The sequence below is a fragment of the Actinomadura sp. 9N407 genome (genome assembly GCF_044326315.1).
GTDB lineage: Bacteria > Actinomycetota > Actinomycetes > Streptosporangiales > Streptosporangiaceae > Spirillospora.
In genome coordinates, this window is record NZ_JBIRAW010000004.1 from 261,305 (window position 1) to 281,042 (window position 19,738).

The 19,738-nt window shown below is 73.3% G+C and carries 17 protein-coding genes; 11 read left to right on the forward strand and 6 right to left on the reverse strand.

The features are described from left to right. Positions 1-7 precede the first annotated feature (7 nt). The 6 genes from ACH34Q_RS08890 to ACH34Q_RS08915 all read left to right on the forward strand — a co-directional run bounded on the left by ACH34Q_RS08890 (position 8) and on the right by ACH34Q_RS08915 (position 6,111). Complete coding sequence (locus ACH34Q_RS08890; protein ID WP_395982304.1) at positions 8-1,030, forward strand: alpha/beta hydrolase; 1,023 nt, start codon at positions 8-10, stop codon at positions 1,028-1,030. Positions 1,031-1,140: 110 nt separating this feature from the next. Continuing rightward, on the forward strand, positions 1,141-2,322 hold the full coding sequence (locus ACH34Q_RS08895; RefSeq protein ID WP_395982305.1) for a PucR family transcriptional regulator: 1,182 nt from the start codon (positions 1,141-1,143) through the stop codon (positions 2,320-2,322). Between the two features lie 114 nt (positions 2,323-2,436). Further along, complete coding sequence (locus ACH34Q_RS08900; protein WP_395982306.1) at positions 2,437-3,354, forward strand: ACP S-malonyltransferase; 918 nt, start codon at positions 2,437-2,439, stop codon at positions 3,352-3,354. Positions 3,355-3,443: 89 nt separating this feature from the next. Next, positions 3,444-4,400 (forward strand): beta-ketoacyl-ACP synthase III, encoded by a 957-nt coding sequence (locus ACH34Q_RS08905; protein WP_395982444.1) that lies wholly within the window; start codon positions 3,444-3,446, stop codon positions 4,398-4,400. A gap of 46 nt (positions 4,401-4,446) precedes the next feature. Then, a complete protein-coding gene (locus ACH34Q_RS08910) occupies positions 4,447-4,695 on the forward strand; it encodes an acyl carrier protein (RefSeq protein WP_366619945.1) in 249 nt (82 codons plus the stop codon). 120 nt (positions 4,696-4,815) lie between these two features. After that, complete coding sequence (locus tag ACH34Q_RS08915; protein WP_395982307.1) at positions 4,816-6,111, forward strand: beta-ketoacyl-[acyl-carrier-protein] synthase family protein; 1,296 nt, start codon at positions 4,816-4,818, stop codon at positions 6,109-6,111. Between the two features lie 126 nt (positions 6,112-6,237). Here the strand turns inward: ACH34Q_RS08915 and ACH34Q_RS08920 are convergent, their stop codons facing one another. Next, positions 6,238-6,732 carry a DUF3145 domain-containing protein gene (locus ACH34Q_RS08920; protein ID WP_395982308.1) on the reverse strand — a complete coding sequence of 165 codons (495 nt, stop codon included), beginning with the start codon at positions 6,730-6,732 and terminating at the stop codon, positions 6,238-6,240. Between the two features lie 124 nt (positions 6,733-6,856). Continuing rightward, the gene (gene lnt / locus ACH34Q_RS08925; protein ID WP_395982309.1) at positions 6,857-8,371 is read right to left on the reverse strand and encodes an apolipoprotein N-acyltransferase; all 1,515 of its coding nucleotides are present in this window, start codon (positions 8,369-8,371) and stop codon (positions 6,857-6,859) included. A gap of 99 nt (positions 8,372-8,470) precedes the next feature. Here lnt and ACH34Q_RS08930 point away from each other — a divergent pair, with 99 nt between their 5' ends. From ACH34Q_RS08930 to ACH34Q_RS08945, 4 genes are read left to right on the forward strand one after another with little or no spacing between them, the layout of a single operon-like run. Further along, positions 8,471-9,628 carry a S8 family peptidase gene (locus ACH34Q_RS08930; RefSeq protein WP_395982310.1) on the forward strand — a complete coding sequence of 386 codons (1,158 nt, stop codon included), beginning with the start codon at positions 8,471-8,473 and terminating at the stop codon, positions 9,626-9,628. Beyond that, positions 9,625-10,194, forward strand: coding sequence for an RNA polymerase sigma factor (locus ACH34Q_RS08935; RefSeq protein WP_395982311.1), 570 nt, complete (start codon positions 9,625-9,627; stop codon positions 10,192-10,194). Before ACH34Q_RS08930 ends, ACH34Q_RS08935 begins: the two co-directional genes overlap by 4 nt. After that, complete coding sequence (locus ACH34Q_RS08940; RefSeq protein ID WP_395982312.1) at positions 10,191-10,637, forward strand: hypothetical protein; 447 nt, start codon at positions 10,191-10,193, stop codon at positions 10,635-10,637. Before ACH34Q_RS08935 ends, ACH34Q_RS08940 begins: the two co-directional genes overlap by 4 nt. Next, positions 10,634-13,159: a CHAT domain-containing protein gene (locus ACH34Q_RS08945; RefSeq protein WP_395982313.1), complete on the forward strand. Its 2,526-nt coding sequence runs from the start codon at positions 10,634-10,636 to the stop codon at positions 13,157-13,159. Before ACH34Q_RS08940 ends, ACH34Q_RS08945 begins: the two co-directional genes overlap by 4 nt. 18 nt (positions 13,160-13,177) lie before the next feature. Here the strand turns inward: ACH34Q_RS08945 and ACH34Q_RS08950 are convergent, their stop codons facing one another. The 4 genes from ACH34Q_RS08950 to ACH34Q_RS08965 all read right to left on the reverse strand — a co-directional run bounded on the left by ACH34Q_RS08950 (position 13,178) and on the right by ACH34Q_RS08965 (position 18,580). After that, the gene (locus ACH34Q_RS08950) at positions 13,178-14,005 is read right to left on the reverse strand and encodes a sulfurtransferase (protein ID WP_395982314.1); all 828 of its coding nucleotides are present in this window, start codon (positions 14,003-14,005) and stop codon (positions 13,178-13,180) included. A gap of 77 nt (positions 14,006-14,082) precedes the next feature. Then, a complete protein-coding gene (locus tag ACH34Q_RS08955; protein WP_395982315.1) occupies positions 14,083-15,198 on the reverse strand; it encodes an alkaline phosphatase family protein in 1,116 nt (371 codons plus the stop codon). Continuing rightward, positions 15,195-15,776, reverse strand: coding sequence for a DUF5998 family protein (locus ACH34Q_RS08960; RefSeq protein ID WP_395982316.1), 582 nt, complete (start codon positions 15,774-15,776; stop codon positions 15,195-15,197). Before ACH34Q_RS08960 ends, ACH34Q_RS08955 begins: the two co-directional genes overlap by 4 nt. Before the next feature lie 362 nt (positions 15,777-16,138). Beyond that, a complete protein-coding gene (locus ACH34Q_RS08965; protein WP_395982317.1) occupies positions 16,139-18,580 on the reverse strand; it encodes a GNAT family N-acetyltransferase in 2,442 nt (813 codons plus the stop codon). Positions 18,581-18,747: 167 nt separating this feature from the next. Here ACH34Q_RS08965 and ACH34Q_RS08970 point away from each other — a divergent pair, with 167 nt between their 5' ends. Continuing rightward, on the forward strand, positions 18,748-19,674 hold the full coding sequence (locus ACH34Q_RS08970; protein ID WP_395982318.1) for a carbohydrate kinase family protein: 927 nt from the start codon (positions 18,748-18,750) through the stop codon (positions 19,672-19,674). Positions 19,675-19,738: the final 64 nt, after the last annotated feature.

Below are 19,738 nucleotides of genomic sequence, written 5' to 3' on the forward strand. Positions count from 1 at the left end.
GCGGACCATGCCGCCGCCCCGCCCGACACCTCCGCGTGCCCGACGGCTGCGACGGGCCCTGGCCTGCCTCGCGACGATCTCGGGCATCCTGCTCACCACCGCCGGGACCGGCCACGCCGATCCCTACGCCGCGCCGCCACCCGTACCGGAGCTGGCCGCGTCCACGCTCGGTGCCCGCTTCGCCACCGAGCGCCGCGCCATCGAGGAGGCGCTCCGTACGGCGCACGAGATCGGCGACCGGGACCGGGCCAGGACGCTGGGCCGATTCCTGCAGCCCGGCCGCCACTTCCTGTCCTTCGACCCGCGCGGCCGGGGCCGCGCGGTCGAGGTCGTCGGCGACCTGGCCGGCGCCAGCAGGGTGGCCGTGCTCGTCCCGGGCGCCGACACGACGCTGGCCACCTTCGACGGCAGACCCGGCAAGCCATGGTCCACGCCGGGCGGCGGGGCGCGCGCGCTCTACCGGCAGGCGAGCACGACCGGGCCGCCGCCCGGGCTGGCCGTGGTCGCCTGGCTCGGGTACGCGGCGCCGCGCACGTTCAGCAGCGACGTGCTCACCGACGAGCGGGGCGGTCACGGCGGGCACGAGCTGCGGCGCTTCCTCGGCGGACTGCACCGGGTCAACCCGGGCGCCAGGGTCGGCCTGCTGTGCCACAGCTACGGCTCGGTCGTGTGCGGCCGGGCCGCGCTCGAAGGGCACGGGCCGGCGGGCGAGGCCTGGCGTACGGTCACCGACATCGCGCTGTTCGGCAGCCCCGGAACGACGGCGTGGACGGCCTCCCGGCTCGGCGGTACGGCCCGCGTCTGGGCCGGGCGGGGCCGCTCCGACTGGATGGAGGACGTCCCGAACGTGCGGATCCTCGGGCTCGGCCTCGGCCCCGATCCGGTGGCACCGGAGTTCGGCGCGCGGATCTTCGACGCGGGCGGCGGCGGGCACAGCGACTACCTGGCGCCCGGCTCCGCCGCCCTGGCCAACCTCACCGGCATCGCGCTCGGCAGGCCGTCCCAGGTGTCCCAGGTCACCCCGGCGTGACGAAACCCCGTCCGTAACCGGTCGCTTTTCCTGTCCCACCAGGGCGTTCCCGCCCCGGGCGCGCCCCGTTCCGGACGGGCCATGCCCGCGATGGTGGCACTCTGGAGGGCGTGGACACCGTGAACGAGGCCGAGATCCGGGAGCAGACGACCGAGCGCCTGGAGAAGGCGATGGGCACGTTCGGCACCGCCGCGCTGTCCAGCATGGAGGAGCAGCTGCCCTGGTTCCGGCGGATGCCGCCCGACCAGCGGTCCTGGATCGGGCTGGTCGCCCAGGCGGGCATCGCCGCGTTCGTGGAGTGGTTCAAGACCGCCGAGACGACCCGCCCCGCCATCGCGGGCGAGGTGTTCGGCACCGCCCCCCGCGAGCTGCTGCGCGCGATCAAGCTGCAGCACACCATCGACATGATCCGCGTGATCATCGACGTGGTGGAGACCCGGCTGGACGAGCTGGCCGCGCCCGGCGGCGAGACCCAGCTGCGGGTGGCGATCCTGCGCTACACCCGGGACGTGGCGTTCGGCGCCGCCCAGGTCTACGCGCGTGCCGCCGAGACCCGCGCCGCCTGGGACGCCCGGCTGGAGGCCCTCGTCGTCAACGCCGTGCTGCGCGGCGAGGTCGACGACGGCATGCACTCGTGGGCCGCCGCGCTCGGCTGGACGTCCAAGCCCGTCACGGTGATCGCCGGGTACACCCCCGAGGACGAGGAGCCCGAGGTCACCATCGACCAGATGCAGCTGGCCGCCCGGCGCGCCCGGGTGGACGTGCTGGCCGGCGTGCAGGGCCGCCGGGTCGTGGTGATCGTCGGCGGCGCCGAGAACTCGCCCGAGGCCGCCCGTCCCATCGCCGCCAAGTGCGGCCCCGGCCCGGTGGTGATCGGGCCGCAGGTCGACGACCTGTACGGATCCACGGCGTCCGCGCGGGCCGCGATGGCCGGGCTGCGCGCCGCCGCCGGCTGGCCGGACGCGCCCCGTCCCGTACTGGCCTCCGAACTGCTCCCCGAGCGCGCCCTCGACGGCGACGACGCCGCCCGGCGCTACCTGGTGGAGGAGGTCTACAACCCGATGCTCGCGGCGGGCGCCCCGCTGCTGGACACCCTCACCACCTATCTGGAGCAGGGCTCGTCGCTGGAGGCGACGGCCCGGCTGCTGTTCGTCCACCCCAACACCGTGCGCTACCGGCTGCGCCGCGTCTCGGAGCTGACCGGCCTCGCGCCGACCGACGGACGCAACGCCTTCACGCTCCGTATAGCGCTCGTACTCGGACGGTTCGGTTACCGCACGGCGCACACGTGACCCCTACCGGGTTCCGATTCGCGGCGGCTTGTAGGTGTTGTACAAACCCCCTCGATGAAACTTCGTGCTGATCCGCATCGTGGCCGAGGGCCCGGACCCGGCAAGGTAGAGCGTGTGATTCTCCTCGCAGCGCCCGGCCAGGGCGCCCAGACCCCCGGATTCCTGCAGCCGTGGCTCGAGGTCCCCGGAGTCGCCGACCGATTGGCATGGTGGTCCGCCGTCACCGGACTCGACCTGGTCCGCTACGGAACGACCGCCGACGCCGAGGAGATCCGTGACACCGCCGTGGCCCAGCCGCTGCTGGTCGCCGCGGCGCTGGCCGCCTACGAGGCGCTGTACGGCGACCAGGACGCCGCACCCGGCGCCGTCGCCGGGCACAGCGTCGGGGAGCTGGCCGCCGCCGCCATCGCCGGCGTGCTGAGCCCCGAGGCCGCGCTGGTCCTCGTCCGCGAGCGCGGCCGGGCGATGGCCGAGGCCGCCGCGATCACCGAGACCGGGATGACCGCCGTCCTCGGCGGCGAGGCCGACGAGGTGCTGGCCTCCATCGACAAGCACGGACTCACCCCCGCCAACGTCAACGGCGCCGGCCAGGTGGTGGCCGCCGGCACGGCCGAGCGGCTGGCCGCGTTCGCCGACGAGCCCCCGGCCAAGTCCCGGCTGCGGTCGCTGGCGGTGGCGGGCGCGTTCCACACCGAGCACATGGCCCCCGCCGTCGACACGCTGCGCCGGCTCGCGCCCGGCGCCCCGGTCGCCGACCCCCGCGTCCCCCTCCTGCAGAACCGCGACGGCGCCGTCGTCGACTCCGGCCGCGAGTTCGTGGCCCGGCTGGTCGACCAGGTCAGCGCCCCGGTCCGCTGGGACGCCTGCATGGAGACCATGCGCACCCTCGGTGTCACCGCGATCATCGAACTGCCGCCGGCCGGCACCCTCGTGGGGCTGGCCAGGCGCGAGCTCAAGGGCGTCCCGACGCTGGCCCTCAAGACCCCCGACGACCTCGCCAAGGCTCGCGAGCTCATCAAGGAGCACTCATGACTGAGCGAAGCGAACCGGGGGGCGTGGGGGGTCGCCCCCCAAAGGACAACTCGGAGAAGGGAAGCGCGCACGGCATTCCGGCGGGTGGGCTGCGCATTCCGGAGGTCGCCAAGGGTGCCCGCATCCTGGCGTTCGGCGACTACCAGCCGGCCCGGGTGGTCACCAACGACGAGATCGCCGAGAAGGTCGACACCAACGACGAGTGGATCCGGTCCCGGGTCGGCATCGCCGAGCGGCGGATCGCCGGGCCCGAGGAGGGCATCGTCGAGATGGCCGTCCAGGCCGGCGGCAAGGCGCTGGCCGGCAGCGGCCTGGCCCCCGAGGACATCGACCTGGTGATCCTGGCCACCTGCTCGGCCGAGTCGCCGATGCCCGCGCACGCCGGCATGGTCGCCGACCGGCTCGGGATCGTGGCGCCCGGCGCGTTCGACCTCAACGCCGCCTGCGCGGGGTTCTGCTACGCGCTGGCCACCGCCAGCTCGGCGGTACGGGCCGGCAGCGCCCGCAACGTGCTGGTGATCGGCTCCGAGAAGATGTCGGCGTGGCTCGACTGGACGGACCGCTCCACCTGCATCATCTTCGCCGACGGCGCCGGTGCAGCGGTGGTCACGGCCAGCGAGGCGCCGGGCATCGGCCCGGTCGTGTGGGGCAGCGCCGGCGACAAGTTCGACAAGATCATCATTCCGGACCGGCACTCGTTCATCCAGCAGGAGGGCCAGGCGGTGTTCCGCTGGGCGACCAGCGCGATCGCCCCGGTCGCGCTGGAGGCGTGCGAGCGCGCCGGGGTCGCCCCGGCCGACCTCGCCGCGATCGTGCCGCACCAGGCCAACCTGCGCATCATCGACGCCATCGCCCGCAAGGTGAAGGCGCCCAACGCCGTGGTGGCCGACGACATCGTCCACTCCGGCAACACCTCGGGAGCGTCCATTCCGATGGCGCTCTCGCGCATGATCGAACGCGGCGACGTGCCGTCCGGTGCCCCGGCCCTGCTGGTCGGGTTCGGCGCCGGGCTGGCCTACGCTGCCCAGGTCATCCAGATCCCGTGACCGTCACCAGGGCACAGGGAACCACCCGAGAAGGAGTTAGCACGATATGGCAGTCAGCGAGAAGGAGATCCTGGACGGTCTCGCCGAGATCATCGACGACATCGTGGGCATCGACAAGTCCGAGGTGACCCCCGAGAAGAACTTCATCGACGACCTCGACATCGACTCGCTGTCGATGGTGGAGATCGCCGTGGCCGCGCAGGACAAGTTCGGCGTCGAGATCCCCGACGACGAGCTGCGCAACCTGAAGACGGTCAAGGACGTCATCAACTTCGTGCAGAACCTGCAGTCGTAAGGCGCCGGAGCGGCGCGCCGTCCCGCCCCCGCACTCTCCACCGGACCCCCGGCCGGAGCGGGCGGCCGGGGGACGGCGCGCCGCGATCCCCTTTCCCCAGTTGTGCGAGGAGCACTCACGATGAGCACTAGCCAGACCACCGTCGTCGTCACCGGGCTGGGCGCCACGACACCGCTCGGCGGAGACTGGCCGTCGACCTGGTCCGCGCTGCTCGCCGGCAAGTCCGGGGTGCGCACGCTGGACTGGGAAGGCATCGAGGACCTGCCGGCCCGGTTCGCCGCCACGCTCGCGGTCGAGCCGTCGGAGGTCATGCCGAAGCAGCAGCTGCGGCGGCTCGACCGCAACCAGGCGGTCGCGCTGATCGCCGCGCGGGAGGCCTGGCTGCACGCCGGGTACGCCCCGCCCAAGTCCCGCAAGGGCCCCGCCTCCGACGAGCCCGCCGAGGGCGACGTGGTGGACGGCGACCGGCTCGGAGTGGTGGTGTCCAGCGGCATCGGAGGCCTGCACACCGCGCTCGGCAGCTACGACGTCTACCGCGAGAAGGGCTGGAACCGGGTCTCCCCGTTCACCGTCCCGATGCTGATGCCCAACGGCGCCTCCGGGCACGTGGGCATCGAGTTCGGCGCGATGGCCGGCTCGCACGCCCTGGTCAGCGCCTGCGCGTCCAGCGCCGAGGCGGTCGGCTACGCGATCGACATGATCCGCAACGGCCGGGCCGACGTGGTGATCTGCGGCGGTACCGAGGCGTGCATCCACCCGCTCCAGCTGGCCTCGTTCGGTGCCATGCGGGCGCTGTCGACGCGCAACGACGAGCCCGAGCGCGCGTCCCGCCCGTACGACAAGAACCGCGACGGTTTCGTGCTCGCCGAGGGCGCCGCCGTCATGATCCTGGAGTCGGAGGAGCACGCCCGCGCCCGCGGCGCCACGATCCACGGGATCGCGGCCGGCTGCGGCTACTCCGGCGACGCGCACGACATCGTGCAGCCCGAGCCCACCGGAGCGGGCCAGGCCAAGGCGATGCACCGGGCGATGCGGGACGCCGGGATGGAGCCCGCCGACATCGCGCACATCAACGCGCACGCGACGTCCACGCCGCAGGGCGACGTCGCCGAGCTCAACTCGATCAAGGCCGCGCTCGGCCCGGACAACGCCGGCAAGGTGATCGTGACCGGCACCAAGTCGATGACCGGGCACCTGCTCGGCGGCGCCGGCGCGCTGGAGTCGATCATCACGATCGTCTCGTTGCGGGACGGCATCGTGCCGGCCACCGCCAACCTCGAGGACCTCGACGACGCGGTCGACCTGGACATCGTGCGCGGGGAGCCGCGCCGGCTTCCGGACGGTCCGCTCGCGGCTCTGAACAACTCGTTCGGCTTCGGTGGCCACAACGTGTCGGTCGCCTTCCGCCGCGCCTGACCGAGCGGCCGCAGCACCCGAGCGGCCCAGCACTGGACAGCCCAGCACTGACCAGCCGCAGTAAGGACTCTGGCCCCCGCCTCGCGGCGGGGGCCAGAGTCTTTTACGTCGCCGAGCCTCGGCCGCTCAGACGGCGGCGTGCAGCCAGCGGACCGGTGCTCCGTCGCCGGCCCGCCGGAACGGCTCGAGCTCGTTGTCCCAAGGGGTACCGAGCAGGCGGTCGAGCTCGCCCTCGAGCGAGCCCTTGCCGACCGCCGCGTTGGCCATGACCGTGCGCAGCCGGTCTTCGGGCACCATGATGTCGCCGTCGGCGCCGGTCACCCCGGTGAACACCCCCAGCGAGGGGGTGAAGCTGTAACGCACGCCGTCACAGCCGGGTGTGGCGTCTTCGGTGACCTCGAAGCGCACGAGCTTCCAGTTGCGCAGCGCGGAGGTGATCCCGGCGGCGGTCCCGGGCTTGCCTTCCCAATGCAGCTCGGCGCGCAAGGTCCCCGGAGCGGCCGCCTGATCGGCCCAATCTAGGGAAACGGGCACACCGAGTACACCTGCGGCGGCCCATTCAACATGCGGGCTCAGCGCAGGTGGCGCGGAGTGGACGTAAAAAACGCCACGTGCGGTCACCGGACCTCCTGGATCTGTACTGAGGCTCGTCTTCCCCTACGGCCTCGCACACCACAAGACGGCGTCCGCGTCCCTCATTCTGCATCATTGGCACGGGTCGCACCACCGCACGAACGCTCTTTGCTCAAGCGTTGCCGTCCCGCGTCGCCTGCGGGCGCGGGGATCGGCGCCGCAAACGGCGTGCCGCGATGAGCAACGTCACACCGCTCGCGACCACCGCCAGGTAGGCGACGTAGTCCCCGAACCGGTCGTACGGCGTGCGGAAGTCCCGGGGCGGGGACGTCAGCGTGACGACGGCCGCGCCGCGCTCGCCGGTGTCCATCCAGGTGAGGCGCCGGCCCTGGGCGTCGAACGCCGCCGTGACCCCGGTCAGCGCGGCCTGGACGGCCGGACGGCCCGTCTCGGCGGCGCGTACGGCGACGAGCGAGGCGTGTTGTGCGGGCGCCCAGCTGTCCTGGAACGTCGATGTCGACGACTGGTACACGAGCATTTGCGCGCCCTTGTGCACGACGGCCCGCCCGTAGTCGGGGAACGTGGACTCGAAACAGATCAGGGGGCCGAAGGTGATGTCGCCCGCTTGCATGACCTGTACACCGGTCCCCGGCACCCGGTCCTCGCCCGCGGCCTTGCTGATCCGGGTCAGCCACCCGAAGGCCGAACGGAACGGGATGTACTCGCCGAACGGCACCAGCCGCGTCTTCACGTACCGTTCGCGGGATCCGTCCGAACGCAGCAGAATCGCGCTCTTGGAGATGCGGCCGCTCGCGTCGCGCGCGTCCTCGTTCACCAGCAGCGGGCCGTTCCTGGTGGCCAGGGCGTCGAGACGGGACGCCACGTCGCGGTCGCGTACGACGTCGTACCCGACGCTGCTCTCACCCCAGACGACGAGGTCCACCGGTGGCAGACCGGCCGTGATGCGTTCACCTTCGGTGAGTCGTACCGCCCGGTTAGGGAGGACACCAGGCTGTACGAGCGCGACGCGGAACGTACTGCCAGCAGGCGGCGCGGGGCGCAGCGCATAGGTCAGCGGCCCTACGCCGATCAACGCAAGCGCGACCCCCAAGGGCACGACCCTGCGCCGTGGCGAAAGCAGGGCCAGCGCAAGCGCGGTGTTGGCGGCGACAAGCACCAACGAGATGAGCCACACGCCGCCCACAGCCGCCAGGCTCAGGACCATCGGGTGCTTCCACTGGGTCGCTCCGAGCAACGCCCACGGACCGCCCAAGCGAGGCCAGTAACGCACGAACTCGATCGCCACCCAGACGCACGGCAGAACGGCCACCGCCGCCGCAGGGGAGAGCCACCGGGCGGCCGCTCCCCACCCCGCCCATAAGGCGCCGAAGACCACGGCGACCAGGAGAAGGCCCGGCCCGATGCTCGGAACCATCCAGTAGAGGGCGGCGAGCAGGTATCCGGTCCCGAACCACCAGCCCCTGAACGCCGCCGTACGGACCGTAGGCGCCGACCGCATCAGCACCAGCCCGGGCACCAGGGCGACCCAGGCGAACCACGCCAGCCCCGGCCGGGGAAAGGCCAGCAGCGGCAGCGCACCGGAGATCAGGCTCGCGACGCGCGCCCACGCTTCGGACGCCGCCGCCCGCGACCGCACGACCTCCCGGAACCCCGCACGTCCGATCACGTCTCCAGTAACGCACATTTTCCGGAACCGCCACCGCACCACCCCACAGACGGGCACCATGGGTGATGTTGTGGTCACTCCAGGTGAAAGGGAGGACGGATGTTCGACCAAGAGGCCCGGCTGGAGCGGTTGCTGGCCCGCCATCCGGACGCCGTCGTCGTGGAGCCCGTACCGGGACGGCGCGCGCTGATCCGGCGCGACCAGCTCCTGGTCGGCGGCCACGACGCGAACACCGCACAGGACCTGGTCCGGCGCTGGTACGACTCGCGCCACGACGAGCACGGCGTGACCTGCCTGCGGCTGCGCGCCCCCGCCAAGGTCGACGTCTGCGAGCTGGCCGACCGGCTCGGCGGCGACACCCGGCACCGCAGCCTGAGCATCGCGCCCAACCACCTCGTCCAGGGCCAGCCGCTGTGGTGGAGCGGCCCCGCCGACCTGCCCCGTCCCGCCGCGCCACCGCCCGCCCCCTCCGGCGCCCCGCCACGGCGCGAGGTCACCGTCGCGGTCCTGGACACCGGCCTGTCGCCGCATCCCTGGTACGAGGACGCCGCCTGGTACGCCGAGCAGCGCGAGGAAGTCGCGGAGGTCCTCGACGCCGATCTGGACTTCGAGCTCGACGCGCAGGCCGGGCACGGCACGTTCATCGCCGGGGTCCTGCTGCGGTACGCGCCGTCCGCCCGGCTGCGCGCGCTCCGGGTCATCGGCGGCGACGGCGTCGGCGACGAGCTCGACGTCATCCGGGCTCTGGGCCGGCTGGCCGCCTCGGGCGGTGCCGACGTGGTCAACCTGTCGATCGGCTGCCACACGTTCGACGACCGCCCGTCGCCGGTGCTGGCACGGGCGATCGCCGCGCTGGGCCGCCGCACGGTCGTGGTGGCGTGCGCGGGCAACGCCGGGACCGACCGACCGTTCTGGCCCGCCGCGCTCAAGCCGGTGATCTCGGTGGCCGCGCTGGACGGGCGCGGCGACCGCGCCTGGTTCTCCAACTACGGCTGGTGGGTGGACGCCTGCGCCCCCGGGGTCGGCATCACCAGCAGCTACGTCCGGTTCGACGGCCCGCGTCCCGAGGGTGACCGCTTCGAGGGCTACGCCACCTGGAGCGGTACCTCGTTCGCGACTCCCGCCGTGGCGGGCCGCGTCGCGGGCCTGGCGGCGGCCGAGGGCATCGGCGCCGTCGAGGCCGCCGACGGACTGCTCGACCCCGCCGTCCGGCACACGCTCCCCGACCTCGGTGTGGTCCTGGGCGCCGCCGCATGAACGATCAGCGTGAAGGCACCCGTCCGACGGCCCGGTCCGACGAGGACGTGGCCGATCTGGTGGTCCGGGCACGCGAGGGGGACGGGGCGGCCTGGGCACGGCTGGTCGAGCGCTACAGCGGGCTGCTCTGGTCGGTCGCGCGCACGTACGGGCTGGGCGAGGCCGACGCGGGCGACGTGGTGCAGACGACGTGGATGCGCCTGGTCGAACGGATCGACCGGATCGAGCACCCGGGTGCGGTCGGCGGCTGGCTGGTCGTCACCGTACGCCGCGAGAGCGTGCACACCGCCCGCCGCGCCGCGCGGCAGACCACGGTCGGCGGCGAGACCGGCCTGCCGGCGTCGGCCGCGCGGGCGCCCGAGGACATCGCGCTGGCCCGTGAACGGTTCGGGCAGGTCGCCGCCGCCCTGCAGGCGCTCCCCCGGCGCTGCCAGGTGCTGCTGCGGCTCTTCGCCGTGGCGCCGAGCTATGCCGAGCTGGCCACGGCACTGGAGATGCCGGTCGGCAGCATCGGCCCGACCCGCGCGCGCTGCCTGGAGCACCTGATGCGAAGGCTCCCGCGATGAACCACGACGATCTGCTCTCGCAGGTCCGCGCGACCTTCCAGGCGATCGATCCGGTGCCCGCCGAGGTGCTGGCCTCGGCGCGTTCGGCGCTGGCCTGGCGGCGGCCCGGCGCGGAGCTGGCCGAGCTCTCCGACGACCGGACGGGACGGGCGGCAGGGGCCCGTGGTGCTCCGGCGCGGGCGCTCACGTTCACCGCCCGCGACACGGTGATCGAGATGGAGATCGCCACCGCGGGCCGGGAGCACGAGATCGCCGGCCGCCTCGCGCCGCCCGCGCCCGCCCAGGTGCACGTCCGGCACCTCGGCCTGGCCCCCGACCGGCCCGCGACCCGGGCCGACCGGGCCGGCCAGTTCGCGCTGACCGGGCTGCCCGAGGGGCTGGTCAGCCTGCTGTTCCGGCTGCCGGACGGCACGTCCATCGTGACCAGCTGGATCCGGCTGTGAGCCTCCGGGCCGAGGCGCTCTCGCTGCTGCGGCTGGCGGCGTCCGACCCGGCGGCGTCGCACGCGCGCGCTCGGGCGCTGCTGCCCCGCGCCGAAGCCTCGGGCGACGACGCGTCCGCGGTGATCGCCCTGCGCGCCGCAGGGCTGGCCGCCAAGGAGCTGGGCCTGCTGGACGAAGGCATGGCGCTCCTCCAGCGGGCCTTGGCGCGCGCGCAGGGCTACGAGGCCGCTCTCGTACGGATGAACCTCGTCGGCCTGCTGACCGCTCGGGGCGACTTCCAGTCCGCCCTTGCCGAAGCGGCCCGCGCGGAGGGCATCCTGAACGGACCCGACGCCGATCGCCTGTCCGCCAACATCGCGTGTGCCCTGGCCCGTTCCGGCAGGGTCACCGAAGCCGGCGAGGTCGCGGCCCGGGCCCTCCCCCGGCTCCGCCGCGCCGGCGACCCCGTGACGCTGACCGGACTGCTCACCAACCTCGGCCTGGCCCGCGCCCTGGGCGGCGAGGTCGACACCGCCGAATCGGCCCTGACAGAGGCCATCGCCATCGGAGAAGCGGCGGGCCTCAAGCACCTCACCGCGATGGCCCGGGCCAACCTCGCCTTCGTCGCGTCCAGGCGCGGCGACGTACCGAGGGCTCTGCGGCTGTTCGCCATCGCCGAGCCCGGCCTGTCCCGCGAACGCGTCATGCAGTGCCGCTTCGACCTCGGCGAGACGCTCATCCAAGCGGGCCTGCCCGGCGAAGCGCGACCGCTCCTCGCGGCCACGCTGGCGGAGGTCACGGCCCAGGGCTACCGGTGCGACATCGCCGACGGCCTGCTCCTGCTGGCCCACGCCGAGCTGGCGGACGGCGATCCCGAGCGGGCCGCCGAGACCGCCGAGCGCGCCCGCGCCGCCTTCGCCGCCCAGGAACGCACCGGCTGGATGCTGCTGGCCGAGCACCTCCTCCTGCGCGCCCGCTGGGCCGCCGGCGACCGTTCGGCCGTCTTCCTCCGTACGGCCGTGGCGACCGCCGCACGGCTGCACGAGGGCGGGTGGGCCGACACCTCCGCCGAGGCCGGCATCATCGCCGCCCGCATCGCCCTGCACCTGGGACGCCCCGCCGGCCACCTCCTCGAGCCGGTGGCCCGTACCCGCGACCAGGGCCCGGCCCCGCTCCGCGCCGCCGCCTGGCACGCCACCGCGCTGGAGCACTGGGCACGCCGGGACGAGGACGGCGCCCGCGTCGCCGTCGACGCGGGCCTTCGTGTCGTGGAGGAGTACGCCGAGGTCTTCGGTGCCCTGGAGTTGCGGGCCCGGGCGGCGGGGCTGGGCGAGGAGCTGGCGGAGTTCGGCCTGCGGATGGCCCGTTCGGCACGCGAGCTGTTCCTGACCGAGGAACGCCGCCGCGCCTCCGTACGGCCGGTGTCCCTGCGCCCGCCCCGCGATCCCGCCCGCGCGGCGGCGCTGTCCGAGCTCCGCGCCCTCAGTGCCCAGCACGCCATGGCCGTGGCCCAGGACGAGACGCCCGGCCGGCTGGCCGTCCTCGAAGCCAAGATCCAGGCCCGCACCCGTACGCGCCCGGGCGGGCGCCGTGCCCACATCCCGCTCCAGAGCGCCGAGCTGATGTCGGCCCTGGGAGACCGCGCCCTCCTCGAACTCATCCGCATTGGAGACGAACTCCACGCGGTGACCATCCGCAAGGGCGACCTCAGCCATCACCACCTGGCGCCCTACGACGAGGTACTGCATCACGCACGACTGGCCGGTTTCGCGCTGCGCCGCCTGCACGGGGACGACTCCCAGGCCCACTCAGGCCTGGCCCGTACGAGCGACCGCCTGAGCGAACTCCTGGCCCCGCTCACCATCGACGACCAGGAACTGGTCATCGCGCCCACCGGCCCCTTGCACGCACTCCCCTGGGCGGTGCTGCCCTTCCTGCACGACCGCCCGTACACGCTCGTCCCGTCGGCCGCCGCCTGGCTGCAAGCCCGATCGGTCAACACCGCGCGTCCGGCCTGCCGCGTCGTACTGGCATCGGGCCCCGACCTGGCCCACGCCCAGGAGGAGATCCACGCGCTCCGCCGCCTCTACCCGGAGGCGCAGACCCACATCGGCCCCACGGCCCGCGCGGAGGCCGTACGCGACGCGCTCCAGGGAGCGGAGCTGGCGCACCTGGCCGCGCATGGGGAGTTCCGTGACGGCAGCGCCCTGTTCTCACGCCTGCGGCTGGCCGACGGCCCTCTGATGCTCTGCGACATGGAGGAACTCGACCTGCCGCCGCGCCTGGTCGTCCTGTCGGCCTGCGACCTTGGCCGGACGGGCCACGGCGACCAGGACGCCGTGACGGGCATGGTCGGCATGCTCCTCGCCCTCGGCACCGCCACGGTGATCGCCAGCGTGACGCCCGTCAGCGACGCCGAGGCTCCGAGTTTCATGACCGCCTTCCACACGCGCCTCAGCACCGGTCTCAGCCCCGCACAGGCCCTGGCCACGCTGCCCCGTACCCCGGGCCTGGCGGGATTCAACTGCTACGGCGCGGGCTGACGGGTCACGTCCCGGTGGTCACGGCTCGGTGGTGGCGACCGGATGCTCGGGGTCGGTGATCCATTGGGACCAGGAACCCACGTACAGGGCGGCCGGGATGCCGGCGAGGTTGAGGGCGAGGATCTCGTGGGCGGCCGTGACGCCGGAGCCGCAGTACGCGCCGACGTCCACCGCGTCGGTGGCGCCCAGCCCGGCGAACCGCTCGCGGAGCAGTTCTGGCGGCAGGAAACGGCCGTCGACGCCCACATTGCCCAGGGTGGGGGCGTTCCTGGCACCGGGGATATGGCCCGCCACCGGGTCCACCGGCTCGGTCTCGCCCCGGTAGCGCTCGGTCGCGCGCGCGTCCAGGAGGACACCGGCCTGGGCCAGCGCGGCGGCACCGTCGGCGTCCAGGACGGGCAGGCGCCCGGGACGGGCGATGAAGTCGCCGGGCTTCACGGCGGGCTCTTCCGCGGTCACGGGCTGGGACTCCCGCCAGGCGCGGAAGCCGCCGTCCAGCACCCGGACGTGTTCGTGGCCGAAGTAGCGCAGCGTCCACCACAGCCGCGCCGCGGCCGTGGAATCGGCGTCGTCGTAGACGACGACCTGCCGGCCGGCGGAGACGCCGGCGCGGCGCATCGCGGCCTCGAAGCCGCCCGGATCCGGCAGCGGGTGCCGCCCGTCCGGGCCGGGCGGACCCGCCACGTCCCGGTCCAGGTCGACGAACACCGCGCCGGGAAGGTGGCCCCGCCGGTAGGAGTCGATCCCCGGCGGGCCGGCCAGGTGCCATCGCACATCGAGCAGGACGGGCGGGGGATCCCGCCGTACGGACCGGGCCAGCGCGGGGACGTCGATGAGTGGATGCACATCGACAGTTTGGCCCGCGATGCCGGGTTTTTGCGAGGGGGGATCCGCCGGTCTCCCGTTCACCGGCGGAAACGCGCTCACGGGCGGACGAACCGCAGCAGCGGTACCAGCAGTTCGGCGGGGACGAGCGAGCCGTGCATGCCGACCATCCGCGTCAGCCACGGCTCCCGCTCCGAGGCCACGATGGCCAGGTCGGCATGGGGCACCGCGATCACGTCCCCGATCCGTTCCAGCATCCCGGGCGCCACCTCGCCGAACCAGCCCGCCGCCACCGCCTGGTCCCGCGTACGGACCCAGGCCCGGTCGCCGAGCGTGCCCTCCCAGGCGGCCAGGACATCGGCGCCGGCGCCCGGCTCGCTGTAGACGTAGCGAGCGCGGGCGTCTCCGCCGATGAGGGCCACGCCCTCCTGGAGAGCCGGTGTCGTGTCGACGTCCACGCGTTCGGTGGGGTCGACCATGCCGTGGTCGGCGGTGATGTAGAGCCCCGTGCCCGGAGGCAGGATCTCCGCGATCTGCTCGGCGAGCAGATCGACGAAGCGCAGCTGATGCCGCCACTCGGGCGAATCGGCGCCGAACCGGTGCCCGGTGGCGTCGAGGTCGGCGTGGTAGACCGTGACGAAGCTGCGCTCGCCCTCGCCCAGCGCGTGCTCGGCCCGTCCCACCAGCTGGCCGAGGCCGTCGGCCTTCAGGTAGTCAGCCCCCCGGACCGTGGCCTGGGACAGCCCGCTGCGCTTGTACGCGCCGAGCCCGACGTACGAGACGTGCACGCCATCGGCGGCGGCCCGCTCGTACACCGTCGGGGCCGGCTGGAACGTGGCCGGATCGACGGTGTCGTCCTGCCAGCGCAGGCAGTTGAGCAGCCGCCCGGTCCCCGGGATCGCCACCTGGACGCCCAGCAGGCCGTGCCCGCCGGGCGGCAGGCCGGTCGCCAGTGACCCCAGGCTGGCCACGGTCGTGGCCGGAAAACCCGCGGTCAGAGGCGTACCGGCCAGCGAGGCCAGGAACGGGGCCAGCTCCCGGTGGGCCTGCAGCAGCTCCCACCCCAGCCCGTCCACGATCAGCACGCAGGCGCGCGGCGTCGCGGGCAGATCGAGCACGTTGGACGCCCCCGGAACGCCCAGCGACGCCAGCACCGACGGCGGCAGATCGGCGAGCGCGCTCGTCCCGTACCGGGGAACGGGAGGGTCGCTCACCTCGCGGTCTCGGCCGACAGCGCCTCGGCGAACGCCAGCACCTGGACGACCGCGTCGCGGCCGTCGGCGGCCTCGCTCACCCGCAGTGACAGGTCGTCGGCGGTCACGCTGCCGGTGTAGCCGTGGTCGGCCTCGCAGTTCTCGTCGCCGCAGGTGGCCGGCTCCAGATCGATGTGCGCGATGGCCCCCCACCCGATGGTCAGCACCACCTCGGTGGGCGGTACGCCGGGCACGTAGGAGGCCGGGTCGGGGACGACCCTGGTGACCGCGACCGACTGGACGCGGTCCATCTTCACCGCCTCGGTGGTGGTGGAAGCGTGGGGCTGGGCCATGCCCTCGCCCGGTGGGTGCTCGTCGGTGTGGCAGACCAGCAGCCTGGACGCCGCGAGCACCAGTACGGTCACATGCCGCCTGACCTCCATCGCCGGGTCGAACGTCGCCTCGTGATGAACCACATAGGCGATCACTCGTTCGTCGCCTATCGCCGACTCGACCGCGTCCGCGACCAGGGCCGGGTAGTATCCGCTGCGCTCGATCGCCGTGCGCAACCCACTAGCCGTCGCTCGGGTTTCCCTCATGGCCCTATCCTGCCCTGTCCAGGGCGGCCACCGCACACGACGTGCCCCCAACGTGGTCATTTGGGTCCCCTCCGGGTAGGACGAGGGCATGGCAGATCGAGATCCGATGCCGTCGCCGCCGCCGGTCCCGCCGCCCACACCGGACCCGGCCCCGCCGCCGCAGCCTCCGGTTCCTCCGCCGGAGCCGCCGCCGGGCCCCAAACCCGGCCCGCCACCAAGGCCACCCGCACCCGTACCGCCGGGCCCCGCGCCCGACCCCGTACCGCCTACGCCGGAACCGGAGCCCGTACCACCCGGCCCAGCACCCGACCCCGTACCGCCAGGCCCGGAACCCGACCCGGTGCCGCCTAGCTAAGGACGGGTCACCTCATCTTCCGGGGTCCCAGCTCTGGGCGTGGTCCTCTTGGGCGTGCCAGGCGGAGGGTGACGTCACGTACGGCGGCGCCCGAGGGTCCGACCACGACGGGGCTGAGTTCCAGCCGGGCGACTTCGGGGAAGTCGTCGGCGAGGCGGGACACGCGGAGCAGGAGGAGTTCCAGGGCCGGTACGTCGACGGGTTCGGCGCCGCGGTGGCCGAGGAGGAGGGGTGCCGTACGGATGGCGCGCACCAGTTCGGCGGCCTCTACCTCTGTCAGGGGTGCCAGGCGGAAGGCGCGGTCGTCCAGGAGCGCGGCGGTCTCGTCGGCCAGGCCGAACGAGACGACGGCGCCGAAGGAAGCGTCTTCCATGGTGACGATGCGCGTCGGTACGCCCTCGCCCTTGTCCTCGACCGCGATTCCGTAGCAGGCGAGCAGGTCGGCGGCCTGCTGCGGCGTCGCGTCCACGGAGTCGTCGGAGGCGAGCCATTCGCCGACGAGTCCCCGCGCGCGCTTGCGGTCGGTGTCGGCGAGGTCGGGGACGTGGCCTTGCGGGCGCTGGCGCCACTGGGCGTACCGGATGACATAGGCGAGGGCGCGTACGGCGTCCTCCGGAGCCGGGTACGAGGGGACGGATCCCTCGGCGGGCATCCCGTCGGGGCCGGTGATGCGCAGGTCCTCCGGCATGCCCTTGGAGCCCAGGTAGGTCGCGACGATCGGCTTGGTGCTGCCCGCCGCGAGGTTGCGGATCTGCTCGGGGACGCGCAGGTCGTAGCCGCCGATCGTGGGCGGGGTGAACAGCGCCACGACGGCGTCGACCTCGTCGTCGGCGATGGCGGCGGCCAGTGCCGCCTCGTACTCCTCGGCGCCGGCGCGGGGCCCGAGGTTGAGCGGGGCGGCGGCCTGGAGGCCCAGCGCGGCGGCGGCGTCCTGGGCGAGCAGGCCGAGCGAGTCGGAGTTGTCGATGATCGCGATCCGGTCGCCGGCGGGCAGCGGCTGGTAGGCCAGCAGCTGGGCCACGTCGAACAGCTCGGACAGGTCGTCCACCCGGATCACGCCCGCCTGCGCGAACAGGGCGCTGACCGCGTGGTCGGGCAGGCTGAGCGCCTGGGCGGCATGCCCTATCGGGACGCCTTGGGTGCTGCGGCCGCTCTTGACGGCCACGATCGGCTTGCGGCGGCTCAGGCGGCGGGCCAGGCGGGTGAACTTGCGCGGGTTTCCCAGCGACTCCAGGTAGAGGAGGACGGCCTTGGTGGCCGGGTCCTCCTCCCAGTACTGCATCAGGTCGTTGCCCGACACGTCCGCCCTGTTGCCGGCCGACACGAACGACGACAGGCCCAGGCCCCGTTCCGCCGTACGTTCCATGATGGCGATGCCCAGCGCACCGGACTGGGAGAAGAAGCCCACGGGGCCCCGGCCGGGCATGCGGGGGGCGAGGGTCGCGTTCAGCCGTACGTCAGGGTCGGTGTTGGCGATGCCCAGGCAGTTGGGACCGACGACACGCATTCCGTACGCGCGGGCCAGCCGGACCAGTTCCTCCTGGCGTTCCCGGCCTTCCGGGCCTGTCTCACCGAAACCGGACGACACGACGATGAGGCCGCGCACGCCCTTGCTCGCGCACTGCTCGACCACCTCGTGCACCGAGGGCGCCCGTACGGAGACGATCGCGAGGTCGACGTCGTCGGGGATGTCCAGCACGGACGCGTAGGCCCGTACACCGGCGACGGCCGTCGCGGTGGGGTGCACCGGGTAGACGGGCCCGCTGAAGTCGCCGCGCAGCAGGTGGCGCAGAACGCTGCGTCCCACGCTGTGCTCGGCCCGGCTCGCGCCGATGACCGCGACGGAGCCGGGGAACAGCAGCCGCTGGATGGAACGGGACTCGGCGCGGTGCTCGCGGGCGGCCATGACCTCCACTGAGGTCTCGGTCGGCTCCAGGTCGAGCACCAGCTCGATGACCCCGTCCTCGAAATGCTGCTCCGCGCGGTAGCCCACCTCGCGGAACACGCGGGTCATCCGGCGGTTGTCGGGCAGGACGCTGGCCACGAACCGTTCCAGGCCGCGCTCCCGGGCGGCCGCCGCGATGTGCTCCAGCAGCACCGCCGCGAGGCCACGGCCCTGGTGGGCGTCCTCGACCAGGAAGGCGACCTCGGCCGTACCGGGGCGGTCGGTGAGCGTGTCGTACCGCACCACCGCCACCATCGCGCCGCCGATCGTGGCGATCAGCGCCACGCGCCGGTCGTAGTCCACGGTGGTGAAGTGCTCGACCTCGCGGTCGGACAGCCGCGGCCGGGGGGAGAAGAAGCGGTAGTAGATCGACTCGGGCGACAGCCGCGCGTAGAAGGACCGCAGGAGTTCGGCGTCCTCTTCCGTGATGGGACGCAGATGAGCCGTCCCGCCATCGGTGAGGACGACGTCGGCTTCCCAGTGGTCCGGGTACCCCTCGCTCACCTACCCGAGGGTAAGGCACGGCGCCCCAAGACGCGCCCAGGGAAAATCGCCGGGTTCCCCGGTTTCGCTGCGCGTTCGAGACCTATTCGGGGGTCAAGAGCTGTTACGGTCGTCCACACGCCCTGAATGCCGCTCGCGCGGGCCGTGTTGATCGAGGTGATGACTCCATGACGCGCGTGGTCGTGGTCGGCGATTTGATGACTGACACCATAGCTCGTGCCGCATATCCGCTGGCCAAGGGCAGCGACACGCCTGCCGCCGTGACGACGCACGGAGGTGGCTCCGGCGCCAACGTGGCCTCCTGGCTGGCCCTCGAGGGGATCGAGGCGGCCTTCGTCGGCCGCCGCGGATCCGACATCGCGGGCCGTAACCGTGACATGGAACTCATGGGGTACGGAGTGGACGCCCGCCTGGTCATGGACCAGGAGCGCCCCACCGGTACCTGCGTGGTCCTGGTCACGCACAAAGGCGACCGGACGATGCTCTCGGACCCGGGCGCCAACGCGGCGCTGCTGCCCGAGGACATCGATCGCTGCAGAGATCTGTTCAACCAGGGGACGCACCTGCACCTCTCGGGATACGCCCTGATCAACGAGGGGTCCCGGAAGGCCGCGATCCACACCCTGGAACTGGCCCGCAAGGCCCAGATGTCCATCTCGGTGGACGGGGGCTCGTCCTCGCCGCTCAAGCGGATGGGCGCCGAGCCGTTCCTGGAGTGGACGCAGGGTGCCCGGATGCTGGTGGTCAACGCCAAGGAGGCCGAGGTCCTGACCGGGCGCGACACTCCCGATCAGGCCGCCAAGGTGCTCACCGCCTGGTACCCGCAGGTCGTCATCATGAACGGCTCCGAGGGTGCCCTCTGGTACACCAACGGCCGCCCGGAGCCGGTCACGGTGGCCGCCGAGCCGGTCGAGAAGGTCATCGACGGCACCGGAGCCGGTGACGCGTTCGTCGCCGGTTTCCTGCCGCCCTGGCTGGACGGCAAGCAGCCGGCCGACGCCCTGACCGCGGGCTGCCGGCTCGCGGCGCGGGCCATGCAGCACCTGGGTGCGCGTCCGACTCTGGACGTCGTCGACAATCAGATCAAGAACTGACCGGCAAGAACCGACGGTAGAGAACCGCCCGCCGCGACCCCGTCCAGGGGCCGCGGCGGGCGGT

Bases quoted from the DNA above. Each gene is read 5' to 3' on its own strand.
- ACH34Q_RS08940 (WP_395982312.1), top strand. From the start codon at position 10,191: ATGAACCACGACGATCTGCTCTCGCAGGTCCGCGCGACCTTCCAGGCG.
- ACH34Q_RS08970 (WP_395982318.1), top strand. From the start codon at position 18,748: ATGACGCGCGTGGTCGTGGTCGGCGATTTGATGACTGACACCATAGCT.
- ACH34Q_RS08915 (WP_395982307.1), top strand. From the start codon at position 4,816: ATGAGCACTAGCCAGACCACCGTCGTCGTCACCGGGCTGGGCGCCACG.
- ACH34Q_RS08910 (WP_366619945.1), top strand. From the start codon at position 4,447: ATGGCAGTCAGCGAGAAGGAGATCCTGGACGGTCTCGCCGAGATCATC.
- ACH34Q_RS08930 (WP_395982310.1), top strand. From the start codon at position 8,471: ATGTTCGACCAAGAGGCCCGGCTGGAGCGGTTGCTGGCCCGCCATCCG.
- ACH34Q_RS08890 (WP_395982304.1), top strand. From the start codon at position 8: ATGCCGCCGCCCCGCCCGACACCTCCGCGTGCCCGACGGCTGCGACGG.
- ACH34Q_RS08935 (WP_395982311.1), top strand. From the start codon at position 9,625: ATGAACGATCAGCGTGAAGGCACCCGTCCGACGGCCCGGTCCGACGAG.
- ACH34Q_RS08960 (WP_395982316.1), bottom strand. From the start codon at position 15,776: ATGAGGGAAACCCGAGCGACGGCTAGTGGGTTGCGCACGGCGATCGAG.